Source organism: Flavobacterium sp. MK4S-17 (genome assembly GCF_009848495.1).
GTDB lineage: Bacteria > Bacteroidota > Bacteroidia > Flavobacteriales > Flavobacteriaceae > Flavobacterium.
In genome coordinates, this window is record NZ_WWEP01000011.1 from 36,158 (window position 1) to 59,984 (window position 23,827).

Here is a 23,827-nt window from a genome sequence, read left to right on the forward strand (position 1 = left end):
GGCTTTTTAATTTTTTGTACTATAGAGCTTTAACCAAAAAATAATTAGGATTTTTCTCAGAACTTAAGTGCTAAAAATATATTTTTGCCTTTCATAATCAACCACTATTTTGGATAAGGCAACAAGGGTTTTGGCAATAGATGACCATGCCGTACTTTTAGAGAGTTACCATACTATATTTACCAGCCCTGCCTTGGCTATAAGTAAACTTGTGTACCTACAGGCCGGCAACTGCCATGAAGGATATACTATGGTTATGGAAAATAAAGGCAACCCTTTTGATATAGCCGTTATAGATTACAGCATACCCGCATGGGCCGAAGGAGGATATTATTCGGGTAAGGATATTGCAAAGCTTATACGGCAACACATGCCTTCCTGCAAAATAATAATGATGACCATGCACAAAGAATGCACTATAATAGAGGCTGTTTTACAGGAGGTGGCCCCCCAGGGCTTTATAAATAAAAGCGACTGCACCACCGATGAACTTATGGAGTGCTTTAGTGCAGTGGCAGCAGGTAAAAAATTTCTTTCGAAAACAATAAACAATCACATAAAGCAGAGGGATAACGGTATAAAACTTGACGATACCGATATTAAGATAATAAGGCTGCTTTCCAAGGGGATTAAAAGTAAAGCCCTTTCTGAATACCTGCCGCTTTCCAACAGCATGATTGAAAAGCGCAAGCAAAAAATTAAACACCTTTTAAAGGTAAAAGGTGATGAGGAGCTGGTTAAGGCTGCTAAAAATGATGGCTATATATAAGCCTGATTTACTATTTTTCCTTTTCCTGCTTTGATGCCGGTAATTTTTTTATCTTATACAGGTCGTGCCTGCGGTCTTTTAATATGCGCACACTGCCATATTCATGCAGTTCCTTAAGCAAATCCATATCAACATCAACTATAATTGTCATTTCCGTATTTGGCGTGGCTTCCGCCTTAATACCATTAGAAGGGAATGAAAAATCCGAAGGGGTAAATACTGCTGTTTGTGCATACTGTATATCCATATTGTTTACACCGGGCAGGTTACCCACACATCCGGCTATGGCTACATAACATTCGTTTTCTATGGCTCTTGCCTGTGCACAGTGCCTTACACGGGTGTAGCCGTTTTGGGTATCGGTAAGGAAAGGCACAAAAAGTATTTCCATACCATCATCGGCCATTAGGCGCGAAAGTTCAGGAAACTCCACATCATAGCATATCATAATGCCTATTTTACCACAGTCGGTATCAAAAACCTTAATTTCAGAACCTCCGTTCATACCCCAGTACTGCACCTCATTAGGGGTTATATGTATTTTTGTGTACATTTCAGAAGTACCGTCCCGCTTGCATAAAAAACCTACATTATACAGGTTGCCTTCATCTAACATAGGCATACTGCCGGTAATGATGTTAATATTATAGGAAATGGCCATTTCCTGGAAACGCTTACGGATAGGTTCGGCATACCGTGCAATTTCACGTATGGCATCCGCTTCCGATAAATGGTTAAAGTCCGCCATTAAAGGTGCTACAAAAAGTTCCGGGAACAACGCAAAATCACTACCGTAACCAGAAACGGCATCTATAAAAAATTCTGCCTGCTCAAAAAGGGCCTCAACATTTGCCAGCTGCCTCATTTGCCACTGTACCAGCCCAAGCCTAACCACACTTTTACGGGTATTGATTAATTTCGGCTCCTTTTCATAATAAATATTATTCCACTCCATCAGTACGGCATATTCCTGTGAGCTTTTATCGCCCTCAAGGTAATTGCGCATTACTTTTATAACGTGGAAATCATTGCTTAGCTGGAATGAAAGTACGGGGTCATATATTTCCTTAAGCCTTACTTTGCCGATATATTCTTTTGGTGTAAGCTCATCGGAATAATCATTATAATGCGGTATGCGGCCTGCAAAAATTATAGATTTAAGGTTAAGCTGCTCACATAGTTCTTTGCGGGCATCATACAGCCTCCTGCCAAGCCGCAGGCCCCGGTATTCAGGGTCTATAAAAACATCTATACCATATAGAACCTCACCATCATAATCGTGCGTGCTAAAGGTATAATTGCCTGTAATTTTTTCGTAGGTATGGTTTGCAGTCGCCTTTTTATAATCAACAATAAGCGATAATGCAGAACCTACAACTTTACCGTCAACCAATACTACAAGCTGGCCTTCAGGAAATATTTCAAGCAGGAGTTCTATGTCTTTTTCACCCCAGTACGGCTCATCCATATCTGAGTAAGCGTGCTGCATGGATAATTTTAACTGCTTATAATCTTCAATATGTAAATTGCGTAATTCAACTTTATTTATTTCGGCCTGCATTCTTGTCTTTTTTTGTTAAATATACAAAAACTATACCGCCTGCACGTAAGGTGTGGGCGGTTAAGGTATTGTTAATAGTAAAGGCTGCCCAAACCACGGCAGCCTTTAGTAAACTTAACTATTAACTATAAAACTAACTTAATTTGTAGTAATACTACTATTATAGTGCCGGTAATAATACCCTGTCTATCACGTGTACAACACCGTTTGATGCCTGTACATCTACAGCTACTATATTGCTTACTCTTGAGCTTCCATCGGTTATAGTGGCATTGCTTCCTGATAACCCAATGGTAAATGATTGCCCCTGGAATGTTTCAACACTCATATTGTTTGATAATTGTGTAGAAAGTACATTTTGCTCTGTTACAACATGGTATTTCAATGTGTTTTCCAAAGTTGCCTGTGGAATATCTGCTAAGCCTGTAAGCTCCAGTTCTGTAAGTAATGATGCAAAAGCATCGTTAGTTGGTGCAAACACAGTGAAAGGTGAATCTTGTGTACCGGCTAATATACCTGCAAAATCCGGCTGGTCATCCCTTGTTAGTGCCATTACAAGTGTAGATAATCCCGGGTTGGCAATAGCGTGCGATGTTACAGTTGGTAATGCAATTACATGGTCAACAACATGAATAACACCGTTATCGGCCATTATATCTGCCTGTGTAACCATTGCACCACCGTTTTCCGCACCACCGTTAATTGTAACACCTGAATCATTTTTCATAATGTACATACTGATGGTATTAGATGAAGATGCTGCGCCTTTTGCCATAGTTTTTACATAGCCTGTTGTAATTTCTGAAGCTGTAACTTCCATTGAAATAACGTGGTTTAGCAACACTTCCCTTAGCATTGCAACTGGCACATCATTAATGCTGTTATAAGGGGTTGATTCAAGGAAAGCGGTAAAAGCTGCATTGGTTGGAGCAAATACAGTGAAAGAGCCACTGTTGTCTAAAGTTTCATCAAGGCCTGTTCTTTCAAGTGCCATGTCCAGCATACTGAAGTTGGCAGTATCATCAACAATATCTTCAATAGAATTGTTCATGTCAACACTGTCATTATCATCATCACTGCTGCATGCAATAAATGCCGTTGAAACGAAAGCTGCTAAAAATAAACTTTTTAAATTTTTACTTTTCATAAACGTGGTTTTTTTGATTTGTTCACTCAAAAGTAAAAACTTAAATTCTTTTGTTTAATAATTTTATGAAAACATTAAACATTGTTTATTTATAGCCATCCTTTTTCTAAAGCCATGGTTATAAGCTCTAAAAGGGAAGTTGCTTTAGTTTTACGGTAAATATTTTTGCGATGTGTTGAAACTGTTGCAGGGCTTATATTTAAGATTTCCGCTATCTCGGCAGTCTGGCAATTTTGCGAGATATGGTACAGCACTTCTTTTTCGCGGCGGGTAAATATTTCCTGCGAAGGGGAAAATTTTTGTATAGGCTTTACATCAATATAGGAAGGCTCGTTATCAAGCCCTATGAATGAAAGTACCATCCTGCTATCTTTTTTCAGGTCGGTAATATCGGTATGCACTACAAAGGTGCGTAACACAGCACCGTCTTCATCACTTTGTATGGTTACAATTTGCTGAAGTATGCGTATATATTCCCCGCTTGCTTTTTTAAGCCTGTAGTCATACCGGCTTTTATATTTCATTATTTTTTCGGGAGGGAGCTGTGTAAAAAACTGAGTAACTGTAGCCTCAAAATCCATAAAATAAGGCAGGTCGTCCGGATGGATAATGGAAAACAGCTTGTCCAGTGTAAATTCTTCCGGTTTGTAGCCTAAGGTGTCCTCAATTGAGCTGCTGGCATACTCAATAACCATTTCTGAGGGATTAAAAATCATGTAGTAATAATCTCCTACCTGAAATATATTAATGAGTTTTTTATAAAGCTCAATTTCCAGTTTCAGGTCACAAGGCGTTTTATTATGGGCTATTTCAGTCCATATTTTTTGGGCTTCATTTAATATAAGTTTTTCCATGTCTTATCTGGTTGGCGGTTAGTAATAATTGAAACACAAAGAAAAGCCATAAAACTAAGTTAAAAATACCTAGTACAGGGTATTTTTCTGTGTTACATGTAGTTATACTTTTACAAATACAACAATCAATTAATACTAACTTTAAATTAACTAACATGAAAGCAATGAAATTTTTTAAGGTGGCAGCTATTCTTTTTCTAGGGTTTACACTTACTACATCATGCTCTAAAGATGATGACGGAGGAGGCAATGACAAGTTTGCAGGAGTGCCAAAAGGGGAAATAGTACCCTTAGCCGAACGGGAACAGGTACTTACCGGTTATGATGGTACCGAGGGAAGGGGATTTACAGAAAAAAAATGGTGGAAGCAGGATGTAGCTAAAGTGGATTACCATTGTGCCGGCTATGAGGACGAGGATTTGGGACAGGAAAACATTTATTATGCTTTTGCACATGACGGCACTATGTATTATAAAGTTGGTGCGGAAGGAGAGGCCTATTCATACAACACCTGGGAATGGGAGGATAGCGATAAGGATGCTATAGTGGTTGATGGTGTTGTATTCGATTTCAGGGAGTTAAATGAGGATACTATAGTTTATGCCAGCTATCAGGAGCAAAACAGCAGTTGCTATGCTGTAACGTGGGAGCAGTACAGCCGTTAATTTATAAAGCTGAATAAAAAAGGCTGCCCGCAGGCAGCCTTTTTTATATAAATATATTTTTGGCAGCACGGTATGTATTGGCGTGCGCTTCAATAATAATTTTAATATCAGGGCTGTAACCGCCACCCATACTGCATTGCACCGGTATACCATTGTCATAACATAGGTTTAGTACAAATTCATCACGCTTTTTGCATCCTTCTATTGTACAACCCAGCTTGCCTAATTTATCAGATGCTAAAATATCCACACCGCACAGGTAAAATATAAAATCAGGCTTTACCTTTTTTAACAGATTGGGCAGGATGCCCTTTAAAACGCTAAGATATTCCACATCGCCTGTATTATCATCAAGGGCTATATCAAGGGAGGATATTTCCTTTTTAAAAGGGTAATTGGTTTTGCCGTGCATACTGAACGTAAATACCTTTTCATTACCTGAAAAAATTTGTGCCGTTCCATTTCCCTGGTGCACATCAAGGTCAATAATAAGTATCCTTTCTGCAAGCTTTTCATTTAAAAGGTATTGGGCAGCTATTGCCTGGTCATTAAGCAGGCAAAAGGCTTCGCCATGCGTGCTGTAGGCATGGTGCGTGCCTCCGGCTATGTTAAATGCAATACCATTTTCCCTGGCTTTGTAGCATCCCCATATAGTTCCCTGTGCAATTCGCAGTTCACGCTCTATCAATTCAGCCGATAACGGAAAACCGATTTTCCTTGCCGCGCGCGGGTCAAGCGTAAGGTTTAGCAGGTCATCAACATAACTTTTTTCATGAACTGCCAGTACATGGTTTAAATCCGGTATGCCGGGCTCATAAAAATCACTATCAACGGCTGTTCCCTCATGCAGCAACTGCTGTGGCAGCAATTCGTACTTAACCATAGGGAACCGGTGCCCTTCCGGTAACGGGTGCCTGTATATGGGGTGGTATGCTATAGGCAGCATTTTTAGCTTATGGTTTCACCGTTGCCTACGCCATCAGTATCAGGGTTTACAAAAACAAGTTTGCCGCTTGCATCCTGCGTCATAAGTATCATCCCCTGGCTTTCCACCCCCCGCAGTGCGCGCGGTGTCAGGTTTACCAATACAGTAACACGTTTTCCTATAATATCTTCCGGCTTAAAGCTTTCAGCAATTCCTGAAACTATGGTGCGCACATCTATACCGGTATCTACTTTTAACACCAGCAGCTTGTTTGCCTTCGGCATTTTCTCAGCTTCCAGTATTGTACCGGTTCGCATATCAAGCTTTGCAAAGTCCTCATATGTAATAAGTTCTTTTTGTGGTTCTGCTTTTTTGTTTTCTGCGGCATTGGCAGTTTTAGTTGCTTCCAGTTTTTCCACCTGCTGCTGTATGGCTTCATCTTCAATTTTTGCAAAAAGCAATTCGGCCTGCCCAATGTGGTGGCCTGCCGGAAGCAGGTTAGTATGCAGGGCAACATCATTCCATTTTGTGCTGCGCGAACGTTTGGCATCATTTGCGCTAAGTGTTTCATCCACAATACCCATGGTTATAACAGGTTCCGGCCTTTCGTCCAGTTTCAGGATGTTTTTTAATTTACCTGCTGTAAAAGGAAGGAAAGGCTCGCTTAAAACCGCAAGCGCGGCAGCTATCTGCAATGCCACATACATTTGGGTTTTCACCCTTTCAGGGTTATCTTTTATAACTTTCCAGGGCTCCTCATCAGCCAAGTATTTATTACCCAGTCGTGCCAGGTTCATAAGCTCGGTTAAAGCTTCCCTGAAACGGTAACGTTCAATACTAGCCGAAATAACAGCAGGATAGGCACGCATTTCAGTAAGTGTAGCCTCATCAATAGCCGCAAATTCTGATGGCTGTGGTACTTCGCCCTCATAATACTTGTTGGTAAGCACCACCACGCGGTTTATAAAGTTACCAAATATGGCAACCAACTCATTATTATTACGTGCCTGGAAATCTTTCCATGTAAAGTCATTATCCTTGGTTTCCGGAGCATTAGATGTTAATGCATAGCGCAATACATCCTGCTGGCCTGGAAAATCGTTAAGGTATTCATGCAGCCATACTGCCCAGTTTTTACTCGTGGAAAGCTTATTGCCTTCAAGATTAAGAAACTCGTTTGCAGGAACATTATCCGGCAATATATAAGTGCCTTCTGCCTTTAGCATAGCAGGAAATATAACACAGTGAAATACAATATTGTCCTTACCTATAAAATGCACCAGTTTTGTATCGGCATCTTTCCAGTAAGGCTCCCAGTCTTTACCTTCCCGCTGCGCCCATTCCTTTGTAGATGAAATATAGCCGATAGGCGCATCAAACCATACATACAGTACTTTCCCTTCTGCTCCCTCAACAGGCACAGGTATGCCCCAGTCCAGGTCGCGGGTAACGGCGCGGGGTTTTAACCCGTCTTCCAACCATGATTTTACCTGACCGTAAACGTTTGGTTTCCAGTTGTTTTTATGCCCTTCCAGTATCCATTCGCGCAGGAAAGCGTCATACTGGTCTAAAGGTAAAAACCAGTGCTTGGTTTCTTTTAATACAGGCTTGCTGCCTGTTATAGTTGATTTAGGATTAATAAGGTCGGTAGCGTTTAATGATGAACCGCATTTTTCGCATTGGTCACCATACGCTTCTTCATTACCGCACTTCGGGCATGTGCCCGTTACAAAACGGTCTGCCAAAAACTGGTGTGCTTCCTCATCATAAAGCTGCTCGGTAACTTCCTCTATAAATTTGCCTTCATCATATAATTTCCTGAAGAACGCAGAAGCTGTTTCATGGTGTATCTTGGAGGAAGTCCTTGAATAATTATCAAAAGAAATCCCGAAATTTTCGAAAGAATCCTTAATGATGGTATGATATTTATCAATAACTTGCTGTGGTGTAATACCTTCCTTTTTCGCCTTCATGGATATGGCTACGCCATGCTCATCACTGCCGCATATAAAAGCAACATCCTTATCCTGCAGCCTGAGGTAACGGGAATAAATATCGGCAGGCACGTATACACCTGCAAGGTGGCCAATGTGTATAGGGCCGTTAGTGTAGGGCAAAGCTGCGGTAACTGTATATCGTTTAGGATTTTGTATCATCAGGATAATTAATTTTAAATGCAAAAATACAAATTATAGGCCGAGCAGCAGGCGGGGCGGCGTAAAAAATAAATTTGCTAAGTTTGTTTTACTGAAACAGGATTATGCAAAGGAAATTAGTATTTACACTGCTGTTATTAAACTTTATCCCGGCGCTGCAGGCGCAAAATATTATGAGAGTACCACCTTACCTTACCAAAGGCGATACTGTTGCCATACTGGCAACTGCACGAAAAATTGATGAAGCACCGCTTAGGCCCGCGATACAAATGCTTGAAAGCTGGGGGCTTAATGTAGTGCTGGGTAAAACAATAGGCAAGGACAATAACCACCAGCTTGCGGGAGCAGACTGGCAGCGTGCTACTGATTTCCAGGAAATGCTGGATAACCCAGCCATAAAAGCAATTTGGTGTGCCAAAGGCGGCTATGGTACTGTGCGTATGGTGGACAGGGTGGATTTTGACCAGTTCCGTAAAAAGCCAAAATGGATAATAGGTTTTAGTGATGCCACAGTTTTACACAGCCATATTAATACTATGGATATAGCCACCTTGCACGGCATAATGGCTATAAGCGTGCTGCACGCAACGCCCCAGGCAAAGGAAACACTGCGCAGGGCACTTTTTGGTGAAACATTGCAATATAGTGTGGAACCACACGAATTCAACAAAACAGGTGAAGCAACAGGTGAACTTGTAGGGGGTAACCTTTCGGTGCTGTACAGCATTATGGGTTCGCCTTCGGAAATAGACTATAAGGATAAGATACTTTTTATTGAAGACCTTGACGAATACCTGTACCATATTGACAGAATGCTTATGAACTTAAAGCGTAACGGATACTTTAAAAATATAAAAGGGCTTATTATAGGGAGTATGACCAAAATGCGGGATAATGATATTCCATGGGGGCATAATGCCCTGCAAATAATAAGGGACTTAACCAAAGAATATAATATTCCTGTCTGTTTTAATTTCCCGGCAGGGCATATTCATGATAACAGGGCACTGATAATGGGAAAAACGGTTAGCCTTGAAGTAACCGGTAAAGGCACCACTTTAACTTTTGAGTAATGGCGCAGCATAACGACCTTGGCAGGCAGGGAGAGGAAATTGCCGTACAATACCTGCTTAAAAAAGGATATGTAATACTGGAAACAAACTGGGTGTACCAAAAAGCGGAAATAGATATTATAGCGCAAAAAGGCAAAATACTTTCGGTTGTTGAGGTAAAAACAAGGTCGTCTTTAGCTTTTGGGCTGCCGCAGGAATTTGTAAACCAAAAAAAAATCCGGTTACTGGTAAAAGCCGTAAATGAATATATTGAAATGAAAAGCCTGGATGTTGAGGCCCGGTTTGATATTATTTCAATATACAACAGCCCCTCAGGGTTTGAGGTTGAGCATCTTGAAGATGCATTTTTTTACTTTTAAACTGCCTAAATATTCAATAGGTTGTTTTAGTTTGTATATTTGCCGATTAACACAACTGCAAGCTACAATTTAATATGAAAACAATCTCTTCTGTAGTAGAGCACTACATAAAGACAAAGCCTTTTTTGCTTAGTGCATTGTCTCAGGGAATAATAAACCTGACATCACTGGCAAGGAATATGCTTCCTGAACTTGAGCAGGAACTGGGTAAGGATATTAAGCAGGGTGCTGTGGTAATGTCCCTTAAAAGGCTTTCTGAAGACTTGGATTTCCGGCTTAACCACAAGATTGTGAAAGTGCTAAAAAACATAGGCGAAATTACAGTGCGGTCATCATTAACTGATTATACTTTTGCTATATCGGAAACAATATTAAACAAACAGGCAGAACTTATAAAAAGTATTAATGCCAATCCTGATGTTTTTTATACTTCATCAAGGGGGGTTAACGAAACAAATGTAGTGGTAAGTTCATCCGTAAGCCATTTGGTTGACAGGCTGTTTGCAGATGAAAAACAGGTGGAACGTACCGATAATCTGGCATCAATTACCGTAAAGCTTCCTAAAGACAATATTTCCACACCCGGAGTATATTATTATATCTTCCAGAGGCTTGCCTGGGAGGGAATAATTATAAATGAGGTTATTTCTACCTCCTATGAATTTACAATATTAGTTACCGAAGATGAGGTTGACCTTGCCTTTAAAGTTATAAAAGACCTGAAAAGCCTTCATTAGCCATTATTTTATTATGAAAAACAAAATTATTCTTTTGGCAGCATTATTCTGCATGCTGAATTTTTACGGCCAGCAAAAAATTGCCGGCAAAGTACAGGAACTTGTTTCCCAAAATACCCAATTCAGGCATTTTGCGCTCTTCACTCCTGAAAGCACACCTGCCCATATTGAAAAAAATGTAGTAGAAAATGCAGTATATGCTGCAATTGACAGCCGGGCAGCTAATGAGATAGCCCAGTTTAAGTATAACACTATTGAACTGGAAATACCTTACGGGAATAATGCAATTACTGTGCAGTTATACAAGGTTGATGTGCTTGCAGAAGGTTTTCATGTTGATGCTACCGACAAAACCGATATTCCTTATACCGCAGGTGCCTACTACAGGGGTATAATTAAAGGCGATGCCCATTCGGTTGCGTCATTTAATTTTTTCCAGGGTGAAATGAATGGTATAGTTTCGGGTGAGGGCATAAACAACCTTGTTATAGGCAGGCTCAAAAAAGAAAAGGGCAATGCACCAAAGTACATTATATACTCTGATGCCAACCTTAAAATACCTAATACTTTTACATGCAGCACCGAAGAGCCGGATGCCGATGCACTTGACAACCATAACCACCAGGGCAGGGGCGTTGCCAGCAATAACTGTGTTACCATGTATTTTGAGATAGATAATGATATTTATGTACAAAATGGTTCTAATTTCGGAGCGACTACCAACTGGATGACATCTGTGTTTAATAATGTTCAGACACTTTATGATAATGACGGGATTACCACAGCTATAAAATCTGTTTTTGTATGGAATGTACCCGATCCTTACTATGGGCAAAACTCCGGTGATTACCTTATGCAGTTTTATGAGCAAACTCCCATTTTTGATGGTGACCTGGGCCAGCTTGTAGGTATAGACCCGGGAGGACTGGGTGGAGTGGCAGTTGGAATAGGCGGCATTTGCTCGGATTATAAGTTCAGTTATTCTGATGTTGATATTTATTTTGACTCCGTACCGCTTTTTTCATGGACTGTACAGGTAATAGCACACGAATTGGGGCATTTAATGGGCTCACCGCACACTCATGGCTGTTATTGGAATGGCAATAATACAGCTATTGACGGCTGCGGTTCTTCAGCAGGTTATGTAGAAGGGAACTGTGCACAAGGCAGTATACCCTGGTTTAATAAGGGGTCAATTATGAGCTATTGCCACCTTGTGAATGGAGTGGGCATTAATTTTGCAAATGGGTTCGGGCCACAGCCTGCTGCCCGTATATTAAACCATGTGGAATCTTCAGGATGCCTGAGTACAGACTGTATAAGCACATGTATCAATACCATAGAATCAGTTTCAATAGATTCGGGTGCAAACAGCACTACTATATCTTGGATAGATAATTCAAGCGCAGGGCCTTGGGAAGTTTCCATTATACCTTATCCGCAGGGGGGAGCTAACTGGCAAACGGTTACAACCAATAGTTATACAACCAATATTCTTAACCCTAACAGCTATTACAGCTTTGTAGTTCGCCCGGCTTGTGTACAGGCAAATGCTCCACAAACACAATTTATTTTTGGCACAGGTGCCAGCTTTTGCTCAGGATTGCCGTTTACAGATACGGGCGGCATAAATGGCAACTATGGTGACAACCAATACATGGTAAGGGTGCTCAAACCGGATGTGCCGGGAGCTAAAATAAAAGTTGACTTTACCAGCTTTATGGTGGAATTGAATTATGACTTTATGTATGTATTTGATGGTTCTGACACAGATGCTCCATCTTTAGGTGAGTACACCGGAAGTTGGCTTCCGGGGCCGTTTGAATCAACAGCAGAAGATGGTGCGCTTACTTTTGTGTTTGTATCCGATGAGGGCCTTAATTACTCCGGCTGGAATGCAACGGTAACATGTTCTGCACTTGGTGTGGATGATGTTTCTTTTTCTGATGTTACATATTATCCTAATCCTTCCGGCGGCATTGTAAATATATCTTCCGCTAAAGAAATTGGTGAAGTCAGGGTTTATAATGTGGCCGGCCAGTTGCTGTTAACCCAAAACAGCAGTGCCAGTACTGCGGCTGTTGATATTTCTTCCTTTGCCGATGGTGTTTACTTCTTTAAAGTTGTAAGCGGCAGCAAGGAAATGAATTTCAGGATTGTAAAACAAAATTAATATTAAAAATGCAGTAGGTTACTACTGCATTTTTCTTTTAAAAATGATATACATCATAATTATACTGGTACTTGCGCTTGCGGTACTGCTATATATACAGCACCCGAAATTTGGCAGGCTTCCTTCAGGTAAAAGGCTTCAAAAGATACGGGAGTCAGCTAATTATTACAAAAGTGAATTCCAAAACCTTAGCCCTACACCTGCCCTGGCCGAGGAAGCGAGCTATCGCAAAGTTTTTTATGAGTTCTTTTTTAAGAAGAATAAAAGGAGTAAACCTGCTGCAATACTACCTTCCATAAAAACAGATTTGCATACATTGAATAATGATGAAAATGTGTTGGTGTGGTTTGGGCATTCGTCCTATTTTTTGCAGGCTGACGGGAAAAGGTTTTTAGTGGACCCTGTGTTCAGTGGAAGCGCATCGCCCATTGAGGCTACAACAAGGGCTTTTAAAGGGAGTGATATTTATACTGCCGAAGATATTCCTGAGATTGATTGCCTTTTTATAACGCATGACCATTGGGATCATCTTGATTATGAAACAGTGGTAAAGCTGAAACCTAAAATTAAGAAAATTATTACCGGTTTAGGGACAGGAGCGCATCTTGAGCGCTGGGGTTTTGATGCTGCTGTTATAAGCGAGCTGGACTGGCAGGATTCAGTTACTATATCGGAAGGGTTTGTAGTCCATATTATGCCTGCAAGGCACTTTTCCGGCAGGTGGCTTAAAAGGAATGGCACATTATGGGTATCAGTAGTATTAAAAACGCCCTCATTTAATCTTTATTTAGGAGGCGACTCCGGTTACGACAGCCATTTTAAAACTATCGGTGAAACGTTTGGCCCGTTTGACCTGGCCATACTGGAATGCGGGCAATATAATGAATACTGGAAGTATATACATATGATGCCTGAAGAAACCGTACAGGCTGCAACAGACCTGAAAGCACAAAGGCTGCTGCCGGTGCATTGGGCAAAATTTTCACTTGCGCTGCACGCATGGGATGAACCTGTTAAACGTGTAACAGCCGAAGCTGAAAAAAAGCAAATACCCCTACTTACCCCTATGATAGGCGAAAAGGTAAAACTTGATAATACACAACAGGAATTTTCCCATTGGTGGGAAATAATGTAAACAATATCTATTCCAATATCATTTCCAGTAACTCCAGTGCTTTCTTAAGTGATTTTACATTCTCAAAAGTCAGTAATAGGCGAAGCCCGTTCTTGGTTTGCTTTTCCTTCATTTTAGCCAGTGATGGGTGTTTTTGCACAAACTGTATCACTTTGTGAAATGCCCCTGACTGGTAATAAGGAGATTGCTGGTCGGATACAAAATAACCTACCATTTTACCCTGCTTCAATATAAGTTTTTCAATGCCTGTTTTGGTTGCCGCCCATTTAATACGCATGCTGGTAAGCAGTGCCTGTGCCTGTTTAGGCAATGGCCCGAAACGGTCGGTTAGCATAGTTTCAAACTTTTGCAGTTCTTCTTCCGTTTTTATTTCACCAAGCTCGTTATAAAGGTTAAGCCTTTCGGTAATATTATTAACATACTCATCAGGGAAAAGCAATTCAAAATCACTGTCAATCTGTATGTCTTTTACATAGGTTTTATCAGTATCTTCTGTTTCGGCGTCATAAAGGTCTTTAAACTCATTTTCCTTTAACTCCTCTATGGCCTCGTTCATAATCTTCTGGTAAGTTTCAAACCCTATTTCGTTTATAAACCCGCTCTGTTCACCACCCAGCAAATCACCTGCCCCTCGTATTTCAAGGTCTTTCATTGCAATATTAAAACCGCCGCCCAGCTCGCTGAATTGTTCCAGTGCCTGTATCCTTTTCCGGGCTTCTTCGGTCATGGCAGAATACGGAGGTGTTATAAAATAGCAAAAAGCTTTCTTGTTGCTTCTTCCCACACGGCCACGCATCTGGTGCAGGTCGCTTAGCCCAAAGTTATTGGCATTGTTAATAATTATAGTATTGGCATTAGGCACATCAAGGCCGCTTTCAATAATTGTGGTTGAAACCAGCACATCAAAATCGCCATCCATAAATGCCAGCATAAGCTCTTCCAGCTTTTTGCCCTCCATCTGCCCGTGCCCTATGCCTATTTTTGCCCCGGGTACAAGGCGTTGCAGCATCCCTGCAACCTCTTTAATGTTTTCAATCCTGTTATTAATAAAAAATACCTGCCCACCGCGCTGTATCTCATAAGAAACAGCATCGCGTATAATTTCCTCGTTAAACTGTATTACCTGCGTTTCTATAGGGTAACGGTTTGGCGGTGGCGTTGTAATTACCGATAAATCCCTTGCTGCCATTAATGAAAACTGCAGTGTTCGGGGTATTGGTGTTGCCGTAAGTGTAAGGGTATCTACATTATTGGCAATGGTTTTAAGCCTGTCCTTTACATTTACGCCAAATTTTTGTTCTTCATCTACTATAAGCAGCCCCAGGTTTTTAAAAACCACATTTTTATTGGTTAGCTGGTGGGTGCCTATTATAATATCGAGCTTGCCTTCGGCAAGGGCTTTCAGGGTTTCTGACTTTTGCTTTGCAGTCCTGAAGCGGTTTATATAATTTATAGTTACAGGCATATCCTTAAGCCTTTCACTAAATGTTTTATAGTGCTGAAATGCCAGTATGGTGGTAGGCACTAATATGGCAACCTGCTTGCCGTTATCTACCGCTTTAAATGCTGCCCTTATGGCAACTTCCGTCTTACCAAAACCCACATCACCGCACACAAGTCTGTCCATAGGGCGTTCGCTTTCCATATCAGCCTTTACATCACGTGTTGCCGTAATCTGGTCAGGAGTATCCTCATAAATAAATGATGATTCCAGTTCGGCCTGCAGGTAACTGTCGGGGGCATATTTATAGCCTTTTTCAAGCCTGCGCTTTGCATAAAGCTGTATAAGGTTAAAAGCTATATGCTTTACCCGTGCCTTGGTTTTTTGCTTTAGGCTTTTCCATGCGCTGGAGCCTAACTTGTATATTTTTGGCGGAGCACCGTCTTTACCGTTATATTTGGCAATCTTGTGCAGGGAGTGTATGCTTACATACACAATATCATTATCGGCATATACCAGTTTAATAGCTTCCTGCGTCCTGCCCTCCACCTGTATTTTTTGGAGTCCCCCAAATTTACCAATACCATGGTCTATATGCGTAACATAGTCGCCTACTGATAATGAGTTTAGCTCCTTAAGGGTTATGGTTTGCTTTTTAGAGTAACCGTTTTTAATAGTAAAGCGGTGGTAACGTTCAAATATCTGGTGGTCGGTATAGCAGGCTATCTGGTTTTCCTCATCAATAAAACCCTCATACAGAGGAAATACTATTGTCTTGTAGGCACTTGCAGTATCCTGGGTTTTGCCTTCGTTATCAAGGCTTTCAAAAATATCATGAAAGCGCCCTGCCTGTGCTTCATTCGAGCAAAAAATATAATTTTTTATACCGTGCAGCCGGTTTTCATTAAGGTTATTCAGCAACAGGTCAAACTGCTTGTTAAATGAAGGCTGTGGCTGTATATGGAATTCAAATATCTTATCAGTTTTAAAAACAGGTTTGCCGCCCAGTTCGGCTATGGTAAAATCAAGGGCTTTTTTGGTGAACTCCTGCCTGTTTAAAAAAAGCTCCGAAGGCGATGCGTGCTTTAAGTCTTTAGATAATTTATCAAAAGCCTCTGAAGCCCTTGAGAATAAATTATCCAACTGGCTTAGCAGGGCTTCGGTATCCTGAATAAAAATTACGGTTTTTTCATTAATATATTCCAAAAAGCTTTCCCGCTTTTCTTCAAGGAATTTGTTTTCAACATTAGGTATAACCGCTATTTTCTTTTTCCTGTCCAGAGACAATTGCGACTCCACATCAAAGGTACGTATACTGTCAACTTCATTGCCAAAAAATTCAATACGGTAAGGCACATCATTGGAAAATGAAAATACATCCATGATACCGCCCCTTACTGAAAACTCTCCCGGCTCGGTAACAAAATCCACACGGCGGAACTCATATTCAAAAAGCACTTCATTTATAAAGTCTATTGAAACCTGGTCGCCAACAGCAATTTTAAGCGTGTTTTTTTCAAGTTCCCGGCGGGTTACTACCTTTTCAAAAAGCGCTTCGGCATAAGAAACAATAACAGCCGGTTTTTTTCGGGAGTTTATGCGGTTAAGCACTTCTGCACGCAAAAGTACATTGGCATTGTCGGTTTCCTCAATCTGGTAAGGCCGGCGGTAGGAACCCGGATAAAAAAGCACATCCTGCTCGCCAATCAGCCTTTCAAAATCGTTAAGGTAATAGGCTGCCTCTTCCTTATCCTTCAGTATTATCAGGAAGGGCAATTCTGCCATACGGAATAAAGCATCACCTACAAAGGAAAGCGATGAGCCTATAAGCCCGTTTATATGTATCTTATTTTCGCGTTGGCCTAAAGCTGCCGCTATCTGGGTGGTTTTTGCAGAACTGCGGTATTTTTCTAAAACTTCTGTTTTCAAATTAAGGGTTTTGCCTGTTAAACGGTTGTCTTGATGCCGGTGCAGCAGGTGCGGGGCTAGTATTTTCAGGCTGTGCCTTAAAATCGGGGTTTGCCCTGCGTACAGTATCTAAGGCCCTTAGCATTTCTTCCTCACCAATTTCCTTTGGCACTTCGCTTATACGTACTAATTCATCAAGCTGGTTTTGGAAAGAAGTTATATCACCGCTCACTTCATTTAAAAGCCCCATAACTTTTTTTTCAGGTATTGGGTTTATATTAATATAAGTATACAGCGACTTTACTTTTGTTATTAATACACCTATACGGCTGCGAACCTGCGGTTTGTCAAAAAATGGCGGAATATTGTTTTTTAGCTGTTCTGCCTTGTTTACCAGTGTTTTTACTTTTTGCCTGTATGCACCCAGTGTACCTGTGGGGTTTTGTGCAAACTCGTTTTTAAACTGCTGCCATTCGTTCCAGTTTTCAATACGCTGTGAAACTTTTGATGTAACAGCGGGGACATCAAATTTCCAGTTGCTGCTGATTATTTTCAGGATTGAGTCGTTAACCTTTTGTGCTTTTGCAGCTTCGGCCTGACGTTGCTTTTCATCATCTTCACAGGAAAACATCAGGAAGCCTATGCAGCAAAATAATATTACTCTTATGTATTTCATTTTATAAATTTATTACAACAAATTTACAAATGTTACGCCAATGTGTTGTTTAAAAAAAGAATTGTAGAAACTTATTTTAAGTTAGCGTCATATTTAAGGATATTGTGTTTTATGCTGGATGAAAATAACAATATGACAAAAAATATTTGTTATACAGCGTTTAATTAACAAAATTCACACTGAGGAAACAGTATCTTTGCACACAAACAAGCAAACAATGGGAACTATTTTAATAATCGGAGCCTGTGGGCAAATTGGTACCGAACTCACTAAAAAGTTAAGGGAACTGTATGGGGTTGAAAAAGTTATAGCGTCTGATGTACGCAAAGGCGACCCCGAATTTGTTTCCTCCGGCCCTTTTGAAGTAGTAAATGCGCTTGATTACAACCAGGTTGAATCGGTTATAGAAAAGTATAAGGTTAATGAGGTATATTTAATGGCGGCACTGCTTTCGGCAACTGCTGAGAAAAATCCTGCCTTTGCGTGGGATTTAAATATGAACTCGCTTTTTCATGTGCTGAATATAGCTAAGGCGGGGAAAATTAAAAAAATATTCTGGCCGTCCAGTATAGCAGTGTTTGGCCCTACCACCCCAAAACAAAATACGCCACAATATACGGTAATGGAACCTTCCACAGTTTACGGAATATCCAAACAGGCCGGAGAACGCTGGTGCGAATATTACCATAATATTTATGGTGTTGATGTAAGAAGTATACGTTATCCGGGTTTAATTAGCTGGTCAACCCTGCCGGGCGGTGGCACTACCGATTATGCAGTTGATATTTACCACAAAGCACTAAGCGAGGGTAACTATAACTGCTTCCTTAAAGAAGACACGCGCCTGCCTATGATGTATATGGATGATGCAATAAGGGCTACAATAGAAATAATGCAGGCACCTGCCGAAAATATTAAGATACGCTCATCATACAATCTATCGGCAATGGATTTTACCCCAAAGGAAATTGCCGAAACAATAAAGGAGCATATAGCAGACTTTACTATTACCTATGAACCTGATTTCCGCCAGAAAATTGCCGATAGCTGGCCACAAAGTATTGATGACAGCTGTGCCCGTAAAGACTGGGGCTGGAAACATAATTATAATTTGGAAAGCATGACTGTTGATATGCTTGAGCATCTTAGCGAAAGCGTTTCGTAAGGCTATTCTTTATTGTTGTTTTTTTAACTTTTCAATCAAAGTATTTTCATATTTTGCCTTTAGCGGTAGCACTTCTTTAGTAACCTCATTGGGTACAGTCATGGAAAGCACATAGTGTTTTATTTTCCATTCTTTGCCCTGCTTTTCAAGTACGCCCGAACCACGGCAGGCTTTCATCCAGGTATCAAGGAGTTCGTCAAACCAGGCAGTCTTACCATCTTTGCTAAAGTATATGTTGCGCTCTATAGCCTTAAAATCCCATGCCTTGCCCTGATTGAAATAGGGTTTTGCAAAAGCCTCAAAAGCCTGTTTATCCCAGTTTTCATTGGCATCAGTGCCAATATATCTGCCATCGTCAGCTATTTTATCAAAATAGCCCTTATAATCGGCTTTGGCTGCCGCAGCATGCCATTCATCAAGAAATAAATTAACTGTTTCTTTCTCTCTGGTAATATCTAAGGGAGTTTCTCTATACGCAAATATCACAACAGCTATAAGGCATGCACCTAGTATCAAGGATAGTTTTTTCATAAAAGTAATTTTACAGTAAAAATAAAATTTATTTTCATCCCAGCATTTCATTATGTTGTGAAAGGTCGAGCCCTTGTTGCTCTGCCTCTTCCGAAACCCGTAGCGGAATAAAAATATTGGTAAACTTATACAGCAGCATTGCCCCAAAGAAAGAGAAAACAGCAACCAGCACCAGTGCTGCCATATGATGTACAAAAACACCCCAGCCGCCATGCAGCAGGCTGGCATTCTCGCCCTCGGCAAAAATGGCGGTTAATATCATACCCATAATACCACCTACGCCATGACAGGCAAAAACATCAAGAGTATCGTCAATGCGCTTAAGGCTCTTCCAGTGTACCATTATATTAGAAACTATGGCTGCTGCAAAGCCAAAGAAAATACTTTTGGGCACAGATACAAAACCTGCGGCGGGCGTTATGGCTACAAGCCCTACCACTGCGCCTATACAACAGCCTAGTGCCGATACTTTCCTGCCATTCAGCCTGTCAAAAAAAGCCCACGTAAGCATTGCCGAAGCTGAGGCAATTGTTGTGGTAGCAAAAGCCATGGCAGCAGTATGGTTGGCGGCCAACGCGGAGCCTGCATTAAAACCGAACCAGCCAAACCAAAGCATACCCGTACCCAATAAAACAAACGGAATGTTGGTAGGTATATATTCTAAATTCTTTCGTTTACCCAGGCACAGTACTCCGGCAATAGCTGCAAAACCTGCACTCATATGTACAACCGTACCACCGGCAAAGTCCTTTATCCCGAAATAAGCACCAAGCAATCCGTTAGGGTGCCAAACCATGTGGCATAAAGGAGCATAAATAAACAGGGAGAACAGGCATATAAAAAGAAGGAATGAAATAAAACGGATACGTTCGGCCAGTGAGCCTGTAATAATTGCAGGGGTAATAACAGCAAATTTCATTTGGAACAGGGCAAACAATATAAAAGGGATTGTTGAAGCCATTTTTGCATGAGGATGCTCGTCCACATAATCAAAAAAGGCAAAATCGGCGGGGTTGCCTATAAGGCCATACTTAACACCATTTATAGTTATACCTATAGGCTCGCCAAATGAAAGGCTAAAACCAACGGCAACCCACAGCAGGCTGATAACCCCAAGGCATATAAAGCTTTTCAGCATAGTGGAAATTACATTTTTGCGCCCCACCATACCCCCATAAAAAAAGGAAAGCCCGGGGGTCATTAGCAAAACAAGGCACGAAGCCGTAAGCAGCCAGGCAACATCGGCGGGTACTATTGTGTCGGTACCATTAAAATTTTCGGATTGTGTTACAGAGGTATGCTCCCAAAATAAACCTGTTACAGCAGTGGCAGCTGTAATTATAAAGGCGGCTATCCAGCGTTTTTCAATTTTTTTTTCCATTATACCCTATTTTTTATAGGGTATAAATATAAAAATTAATATTTATAGAAATGATAACCTTAAATTTTATGGGTGTTTATTGTTTCTATAATTTTATTAACGCAATTATCAAGATTTTTTTGAACATCATTACTCCAAAAGCGAAGTATTTGCCAGCCATTTGAAGATAGATATTCGTTAACTTCTTTATCGCGCTGAATGTTGCGTGATATTTTCTTTTCCCAAAATTCAGCATTATTTACTGGCTTCTTCTTGGTTTCCCAGTCCTTCCCATGGAAAAATTCACTGTCAACAAACACAGCTATTTTATATTTTTTAAATGTAAAATCAGGTTTCCCAAACACTGTTTTATTATTTTTCCTGTAGCGAAGTCCGGCTTTCCACATAGCTTTACCTAAAGCAATCTCTTCTTTACTGCCTGTACTTTTTACGGCAGCCATATTTTTAGAACGTTGCTCTGGTGTGTGGCGATCCATTAAAATCTAATTTGAAGATTAAGCTTTATAAAATAATCGTCGCCTTCTTTATACAAAATGCCGAATTTATGTCTAGTACTACTTGCGGTATCCAGTTTGGTATTATTAAAAAGATAATCTTCGAATTGATTTCTATTATAAATGTGGTAGCAAATTATATCCCCATTTCTTTTTATAATTAAATGCCCACCTGTTGTATCATAAATTCCTTGCCAGATTTTTGAAGGCATCATACCTAAAGCAATATCAATTAAAAATTTTTTGATTTTATACTCGTAAAAATTGTGAGAAAATTTAATGTCATACTTTAACGGGTTTAAATTGTGAATATGGCTGGTTAAATCAATTATTTTAGAATTATTTGTTGTATAAAAATTATATACAATTTCCGCTAATATATCAGGTAGTAAACTATCAATCAGTATTAAATTATTTCCAAAGACTTCTTTATTGGTTTTAAAAAAATTTATCTTGGTACCCTGTCTTAATATCGCATTTAATCTGTCTTTAATTTTGCTTCCAGTACTAATGCTATTTATTAAATCAATTTCGGCGTTCGAAAAATTATATCCAGTTATTTTATATATAAAATTAGTAGTTTCTCCTGCATTTAATAAAGTTGAGTTGCCTCCAAGTTCTGATTTTATACTAAAGCCTAAATCTGCTGTTTGTCCTATTCTTAAATCATGTATAACAATTCTTATATCCGTTTTTGAAGATGATTTTGCTTTTAATTTCCTTGAATTAAAAGAATGCATAAAGTTTTCAATGTCTGAATCTCCAAACGTGCCTTCTTGAGATTTTATTAGTTGGAGTAACTTGACCGCATTGGAGGCAAAATCATCAACCGAAATTCTAAATTCATCGTATATATTGCTGATTATTACTAAATCACCGTCAATTGTATATTCACAGTTAATACCTAATTCATTCTTTATAATTTTTATTATAGGAAAGAATAGGTTTGTAATCTTATTTAGATTTTTATCTCCAGGATATAGTTTTCCGTCCCCAAGAAGTTTAAATAAGGCATATACTTCACTCCATTCACCTTTATTTCCTCTTAGCATGAAATTCAATTTTAGCAGTTTCTAAGATTTTTTCGGCAGTTGCCTGTATTGCAGGAACTGCTACAGAATTGCCGAATTGTTTATAAGCTGAAGCATCGGCAACTGGAATTATAAAATTATCAGGAAAGCCTTGTAGCCTTGCCCATTCTCTAGGTGTCATTTTCCTAATGCCTTCACGGTTTACCTCTCCTTTAATTTTAGTAGTAGGATTAAAATCTGTAAGCCGGTCATCATATACAAGATTTCTTTCTCTCCCCATACCGCCTACAACAATTGCATTTGCAATTCCGTCGTCAGGAATGATATTATATCCAAAGCCATTGCCTTTTTTCTCATGTCGGGCTTTGTGTTGTTTTAAAGTGTCTAAATATTGAGTTGATAAATAATATTTAGTAGCTACTGTTTGTCCCTCTTTTACATTTTTACCAAATGTTACATGTATCCCTTTTGGTTCTGGATAAATAAATTTTTCAATGTTTAAGTTTTTATGAAATCCTACAATAAATATTCGCTCACGGTTTTGTGGAACTCCGAAATCTTTTGCGTTTATAATTTGAGGTTCAGGTACAAAATAGTTTAAGTCATTACGTAGTACATTCAAAATTGTAGCAAGCGTTTTGCCTCCGTTGTGATTCCGCAAACCTTTTACATTTTCAAGAAAAATTGCCTTTGGTTTTTTTCTTTTAATAATTTCAGCAACATCAAAGAAAAGTGTGCCACGTGTATCTTCAAAGCCCCCTCTTTTACCAGCGATTGAAAACGCTTGGCATGGAAATCCCGCACAAAGAATATCAAAATTGTCAGGTATGTAAGCTTTATTTTTTTCTTTAGTAATATCGCCGAAAGGGACTTCCCCATAATTTGCTCGATATGTTTTTTTTGCTTGCTCATCCCATTCTGATGTATAAACGCATTTTCCCCCTAAATTTTGTAATGCCATTCTAAATCCACCAATCCCAGCAAAAAGATCTATAAATTTAAATGAGTAGTTTTTTGGAGTAGGAAAAGGTACATCATTGACTTCAAATAAGAGTTGCTGCATCGCTTCTTCAGCAACTATTTTCAACTCTTCTTCATTATATTTATAACTTAAAAAATTATTTAAATATTCTTTTGCATCTTTCTCATAATACTTTGCAACCCCATTTTCAATATTATGTAAGTAATGAGTAATAACGGCTTTACCGTCATCATCAGGCTCAACTAGACGTATTTTATATTTTTTTCCGTCAAGTTCAGTTATTGATATATTCTCTTTCATTATTTTTTAAAGCTTTTATCATTAAAAAAAGTTGTAAGATCAGTGTCAAGAGCATGAATTATCTTTTCCATAATTACAATTGAAACATTACGTTTACCTTTCTCAATGTCGGATATATAATTACGGTCTACGTTGGAAATATTTGCCAAGTGCTCGATTGACAACCCCTTATTTTCTCGCAGATTCTTAACCTTTAACCCAAATTTTTCTCTGATATCCATAAGCTTTTAAAATTATTACCATGCATACAACTGGCCCGCCTACAATTGGCCTCAAAACTTCCTATTTATTAACATGTTCATAGTCAACAAACGTTAAACTTACCTCAACCTGCTTTCAAAAAATACTTACAGTTTGTAATTTT

General features: G+C 39.6%; 21 protein-coding genes. 8 read left to right on the plus strand and 13 right to left on the minus strand.

Annotation, left to right across the window (positions count from 1 at the left end; genetic code table 11):
• Positions 1-109 precede the first annotated feature (109 nt).
• A complete protein-coding gene (locus GSF09_RS04980) occupies positions 110-769 on the plus strand; it encodes a response regulator (RefSeq protein WP_159799837.1) in 660 nt (219 codons plus the stop codon).
• Positions 770-779: 10 nt separating this feature from the next.
• Here GSF09_RS04980 and GSF09_RS04985 read toward each other — a convergent pair whose 3' ends face one another.
• The 3 genes from GSF09_RS04985 to GSF09_RS04995 all read right to left on the minus strand — a co-directional run bounded on the left by GSF09_RS04985 (position 780) and on the right by GSF09_RS04995 (position 4,331).
• The gene (locus GSF09_RS04985) at positions 780-2,330 is read right to left on the minus strand and encodes a bifunctional GNAT family N-acetyltransferase/carbon-nitrogen hydrolase family protein (RefSeq protein WP_159799838.1); all 1,551 of its coding nucleotides are present in this window, start codon (positions 2,328-2,330) and stop codon (positions 780-782) included.
• A gap of 160 nt (positions 2,331-2,490) precedes the next feature.
• The gene (locus GSF09_RS04990; protein WP_159799839.1) at positions 2,491-3,477 is read right to left on the minus strand and encodes a fasciclin domain-containing protein; all 987 of its coding nucleotides are present in this window, start codon (positions 3,475-3,477) and stop codon (positions 2,491-2,493) included.
• A gap of 89 nt (positions 3,478-3,566) precedes the next feature.
• A complete protein-coding gene (locus tag GSF09_RS04995) occupies positions 3,567-4,331 on the minus strand; it encodes a LuxR C-terminal-related transcriptional regulator (RefSeq protein ID WP_159799840.1) in 765 nt (254 codons plus the stop codon).
• Positions 4,332-4,486: 155 nt separating this feature from the next.
• On the opposite strand from GSF09_RS04995, the gene GSF09_RS05000 reads away from it, so the two are divergent.
• The gene (locus tag GSF09_RS05000) at positions 4,487-4,996 is read left to right on the plus strand and encodes a hypothetical protein (RefSeq protein ID WP_159799841.1); all 510 of its coding nucleotides are present in this window, start codon (positions 4,487-4,489) and stop codon (positions 4,994-4,996) included.
• A 43-nt stretch (positions 4,997-5,039) separates the two neighbouring features.
• Here the strand turns inward: GSF09_RS05000 and GSF09_RS05005 are convergent, their stop codons facing one another.
• Positions 5,040-5,942, minus strand: a complete 903-nt coding sequence (locus GSF09_RS05005; protein ID WP_159799842.1) for a histone deacetylase — start codon at positions 5,940-5,942, stop codon at positions 5,040-5,042.
• A 2-nt stretch (positions 5,943-5,944) separates the two neighbouring features.
• Positions 5,945-8,077, minus strand: coding sequence for a methionine--tRNA ligase (metG, locus tag GSF09_RS05010; RefSeq protein WP_159799843.1), 2,133 nt, complete (start codon positions 8,075-8,077; stop codon positions 5,945-5,947).
• Between the two features lie 104 nt (positions 8,078-8,181).
• Between metG and GSF09_RS05015 the strand changes: the two genes are divergently transcribed.
• The 5 genes from GSF09_RS05015 (at position 8,182) to GSF09_RS05035 (ending at position 13,554) form a co-directional block, all read left to right on the plus strand.
• Positions 8,182-9,150 carry an LD-carboxypeptidase gene (locus GSF09_RS05015; protein ID WP_236564850.1) on the plus strand — a complete coding sequence of 323 codons (969 nt, stop codon included), beginning with the start codon at positions 8,182-8,184 and terminating at the stop codon, positions 9,148-9,150.
• Complete coding sequence (locus tag GSF09_RS05020; RefSeq protein ID WP_159799844.1) at positions 9,150-9,509, plus strand: YraN family protein; 360 nt, start codon at positions 9,150-9,152, stop codon at positions 9,507-9,509. The genes GSF09_RS05015 and GSF09_RS05020 overlap by 1 nt, the downstream gene beginning before the upstream one ends.
• Before the next feature lie 74 nt (positions 9,510-9,583).
• Positions 9,584-10,246: an aspartate kinase gene (locus tag GSF09_RS05025; RefSeq protein ID WP_159799845.1), complete on the plus strand. Its 663-nt coding sequence runs from the start codon at positions 9,584-9,586 to the stop codon at positions 10,244-10,246.
• A 13-nt stretch (positions 10,247-10,259) separates the two neighbouring features.
• Positions 10,260-12,419 carry a M12 family metallo-peptidase gene (locus GSF09_RS05030; protein WP_159799846.1) on the plus strand — a complete coding sequence of 720 codons (2,160 nt, stop codon included), beginning with the start codon at positions 10,260-10,262 and terminating at the stop codon, positions 12,417-12,419.
• A gap of 43 nt (positions 12,420-12,462) precedes the next feature.
• Positions 12,463-13,554 (plus strand): MBL fold metallo-hydrolase, encoded by a 1,092-nt coding sequence (locus GSF09_RS05035; protein WP_159799847.1) that lies wholly within the window; start codon positions 12,463-12,465, stop codon positions 13,552-13,554.
• A gap of 7 nt (positions 13,555-13,561) precedes the next feature.
• Here the strand turns inward: GSF09_RS05035 and mfd are convergent, their stop codons facing one another.
• Both mfd and GSF09_RS05045 read right to left on the minus strand, forming a co-directional pair.
• Positions 13,562-16,924, minus strand: a complete 3,363-nt coding sequence (gene mfd, locus GSF09_RS05040; protein WP_159799848.1) for a transcription-repair coupling factor — start codon at positions 16,922-16,924, stop codon at positions 13,562-13,564.
• 1 nt (position 16,925) lies between these two features.
• Positions 16,926-17,579 carry a hypothetical protein gene (locus GSF09_RS05045; RefSeq protein WP_159799849.1) on the minus strand — a complete coding sequence of 218 codons (654 nt, stop codon included), beginning with the start codon at positions 17,577-17,579 and terminating at the stop codon, positions 16,926-16,928.
• 217 nt (positions 17,580-17,796) lie between these two features.
• On the opposite strand from GSF09_RS05045, the gene GSF09_RS05050 reads away from it, so the two are divergent.
• Positions 17,797-18,744 (plus strand): L-threonine 3-dehydrogenase, encoded by a 948-nt coding sequence (locus GSF09_RS05050; RefSeq protein WP_159799850.1) that lies wholly within the window; start codon positions 17,797-17,799, stop codon positions 18,742-18,744.
• A gap of 9 nt (positions 18,745-18,753) precedes the next feature.
• Here the strand turns inward: GSF09_RS05050 and GSF09_RS05055 are convergent, their stop codons facing one another.
• Genes GSF09_RS05055 through GSF09_RS05080 form a run of 6 tightly spaced genes read right to left on the minus strand, consistent with a single transcriptional unit; the run spans position 18,754 to position 23,684 of the window.
• On the minus strand, positions 18,754-19,275 hold the full coding sequence (locus tag GSF09_RS05055) for a nuclear transport factor 2 family protein (protein WP_159799851.1): 522 nt from the start codon (positions 19,273-19,275) through the stop codon (positions 18,754-18,756).
• Positions 19,276-19,309: 34 nt separating this feature from the next.
• A complete protein-coding gene (locus GSF09_RS05060) occupies positions 19,310-20,656 on the minus strand; it encodes an ammonium transporter (protein ID WP_159799852.1) in 1,347 nt (448 codons plus the stop codon).
• A gap of 59 nt (positions 20,657-20,715) precedes the next feature.
• Positions 20,716-21,132, minus strand: a complete 417-nt coding sequence (locus tag GSF09_RS05065) for a very short patch repair endonuclease (RefSeq protein ID WP_159799853.1) — start codon at positions 21,130-21,132, stop codon at positions 20,716-20,718.
• The gene (locus GSF09_RS05070) at positions 21,132-22,202 is read right to left on the minus strand and encodes an HpaII family restriction endonuclease (RefSeq protein ID WP_159799854.1); all 1,071 of its coding nucleotides are present in this window, start codon (positions 22,200-22,202) and stop codon (positions 21,132-21,134) included. The genes GSF09_RS05065 and GSF09_RS05070 overlap by 1 nt, the downstream gene beginning before the upstream one ends.
• Positions 22,186-23,463: a DNA cytosine methyltransferase gene (locus tag GSF09_RS05075; protein WP_159799855.1), complete on the minus strand. Its 1,278-nt coding sequence runs from the start codon at positions 23,461-23,463 to the stop codon at positions 22,186-22,188. The genes GSF09_RS05070 and GSF09_RS05075 overlap by 17 nt, the downstream gene beginning before the upstream one ends.
• The gene (locus GSF09_RS05080) at positions 23,463-23,684 is read right to left on the minus strand and encodes a helix-turn-helix domain-containing protein (RefSeq protein WP_159799856.1); all 222 of its coding nucleotides are present in this window, start codon (positions 23,682-23,684) and stop codon (positions 23,463-23,465) included. The genes GSF09_RS05075 and GSF09_RS05080 overlap by 1 nt, the downstream gene beginning before the upstream one ends.
• Between the last annotated feature and the right edge of the window lie 143 nt (positions 23,685-23,827).

Coding starts and splice junctions, on each gene's coding strand:
- GSF09_RS04985 (WP_159799838.1), bottom strand. CDS start 2,330: ATGCAGGCCGAAATAAATAAAGTTGAATTACGCAATTTACATATTGAA.
- GSF09_RS04990 (WP_159799839.1), bottom strand. CDS start 3,477: ATGAAAAGTAAAAATTTAAAAAGTTTATTTTTAGCAGCTTTCGTTTCA.
- GSF09_RS04995 (WP_159799840.1), bottom strand. CDS start 4,331: ATGGAAAAACTTATATTAAATGAAGCCCAAAAAATATGGACTGAAATA.
- GSF09_RS05000 (WP_159799841.1), top strand. CDS start 4,487: ATGAAAGCAATGAAATTTTTTAAGGTGGCAGCTATTCTTTTTCTAGGG.
- GSF09_RS05005 (WP_159799842.1), bottom strand. CDS start 5,942: ATGCTGCCTATAGCATACCACCCCATATACAGGCACCCGTTACCGGAA.
- metG (WP_159799843.1), bottom strand. CDS start 8,077: ATGATACAAAATCCTAAACGATATACAGTTACCGCAGCTTTGCCCTAC.
- GSF09_RS05015 (WP_236564850.1), top strand. CDS start 8,182: ATGCAAAGGAAATTAGTATTTACACTGCTGTTATTAAACTTTATCCCG.
- GSF09_RS05020 (WP_159799844.1), top strand. CDS start 9,150: ATGGCGCAGCATAACGACCTTGGCAGGCAGGGAGAGGAAATTGCCGTA.
- GSF09_RS05025 (WP_159799845.1), top strand. CDS start 9,584: ATGAAAACAATCTCTTCTGTAGTAGAGCACTACATAAAGACAAAGCCT.
- GSF09_RS05030 (WP_159799846.1), top strand. CDS start 10,260: ATGAAAAACAAAATTATTCTTTTGGCAGCATTATTCTGCATGCTGAAT.
- GSF09_RS05035 (WP_159799847.1), top strand. CDS start 12,463: ATGATATACATCATAATTATACTGGTACTTGCGCTTGCGGTACTGCTA.
- GSF09_RS05045 (WP_159799849.1), bottom strand. CDS start 17,579: ATGAAATACATAAGAGTAATATTATTTTGCTGCATAGGCTTCCTGATG.
- GSF09_RS05050 (WP_159799850.1), top strand. CDS start 17,797: ATGGGAACTATTTTAATAATCGGAGCCTGTGGGCAAATTGGTACCGAA.
- GSF09_RS05055 (WP_159799851.1), bottom strand. CDS start 19,275: ATGAAAAAACTATCCTTGATACTAGGTGCATGCCTTATAGCTGTTGTG.
- GSF09_RS05060 (WP_159799852.1), bottom strand. CDS start 20,656: ATGGAAAAAAAAATTGAAAAACGCTGGATAGCCGCCTTTATAATTACA.
- GSF09_RS05065 (WP_159799853.1), bottom strand. CDS start 21,132: ATGGATCGCCACACACCAGAGCAACGTTCTAAAAATATGGCTGCCGTA.
- GSF09_RS05070 (WP_159799854.1), bottom strand. CDS start 22,202: ATGCTAAGAGGAAATAAAGGTGAATGGAGTGAAGTATATGCCTTATTT.
- GSF09_RS05075 (WP_159799855.1), bottom strand. CDS start 23,463: ATGAAAGAGAATATATCAATAACTGAACTTGACGGAAAAAAATATAAA.
- GSF09_RS05080 (WP_159799856.1), bottom strand. CDS start 23,684: ATGGATATCAGAGAAAAATTTGGGTTAAAGGTTAAGAATCTGCGAGAA.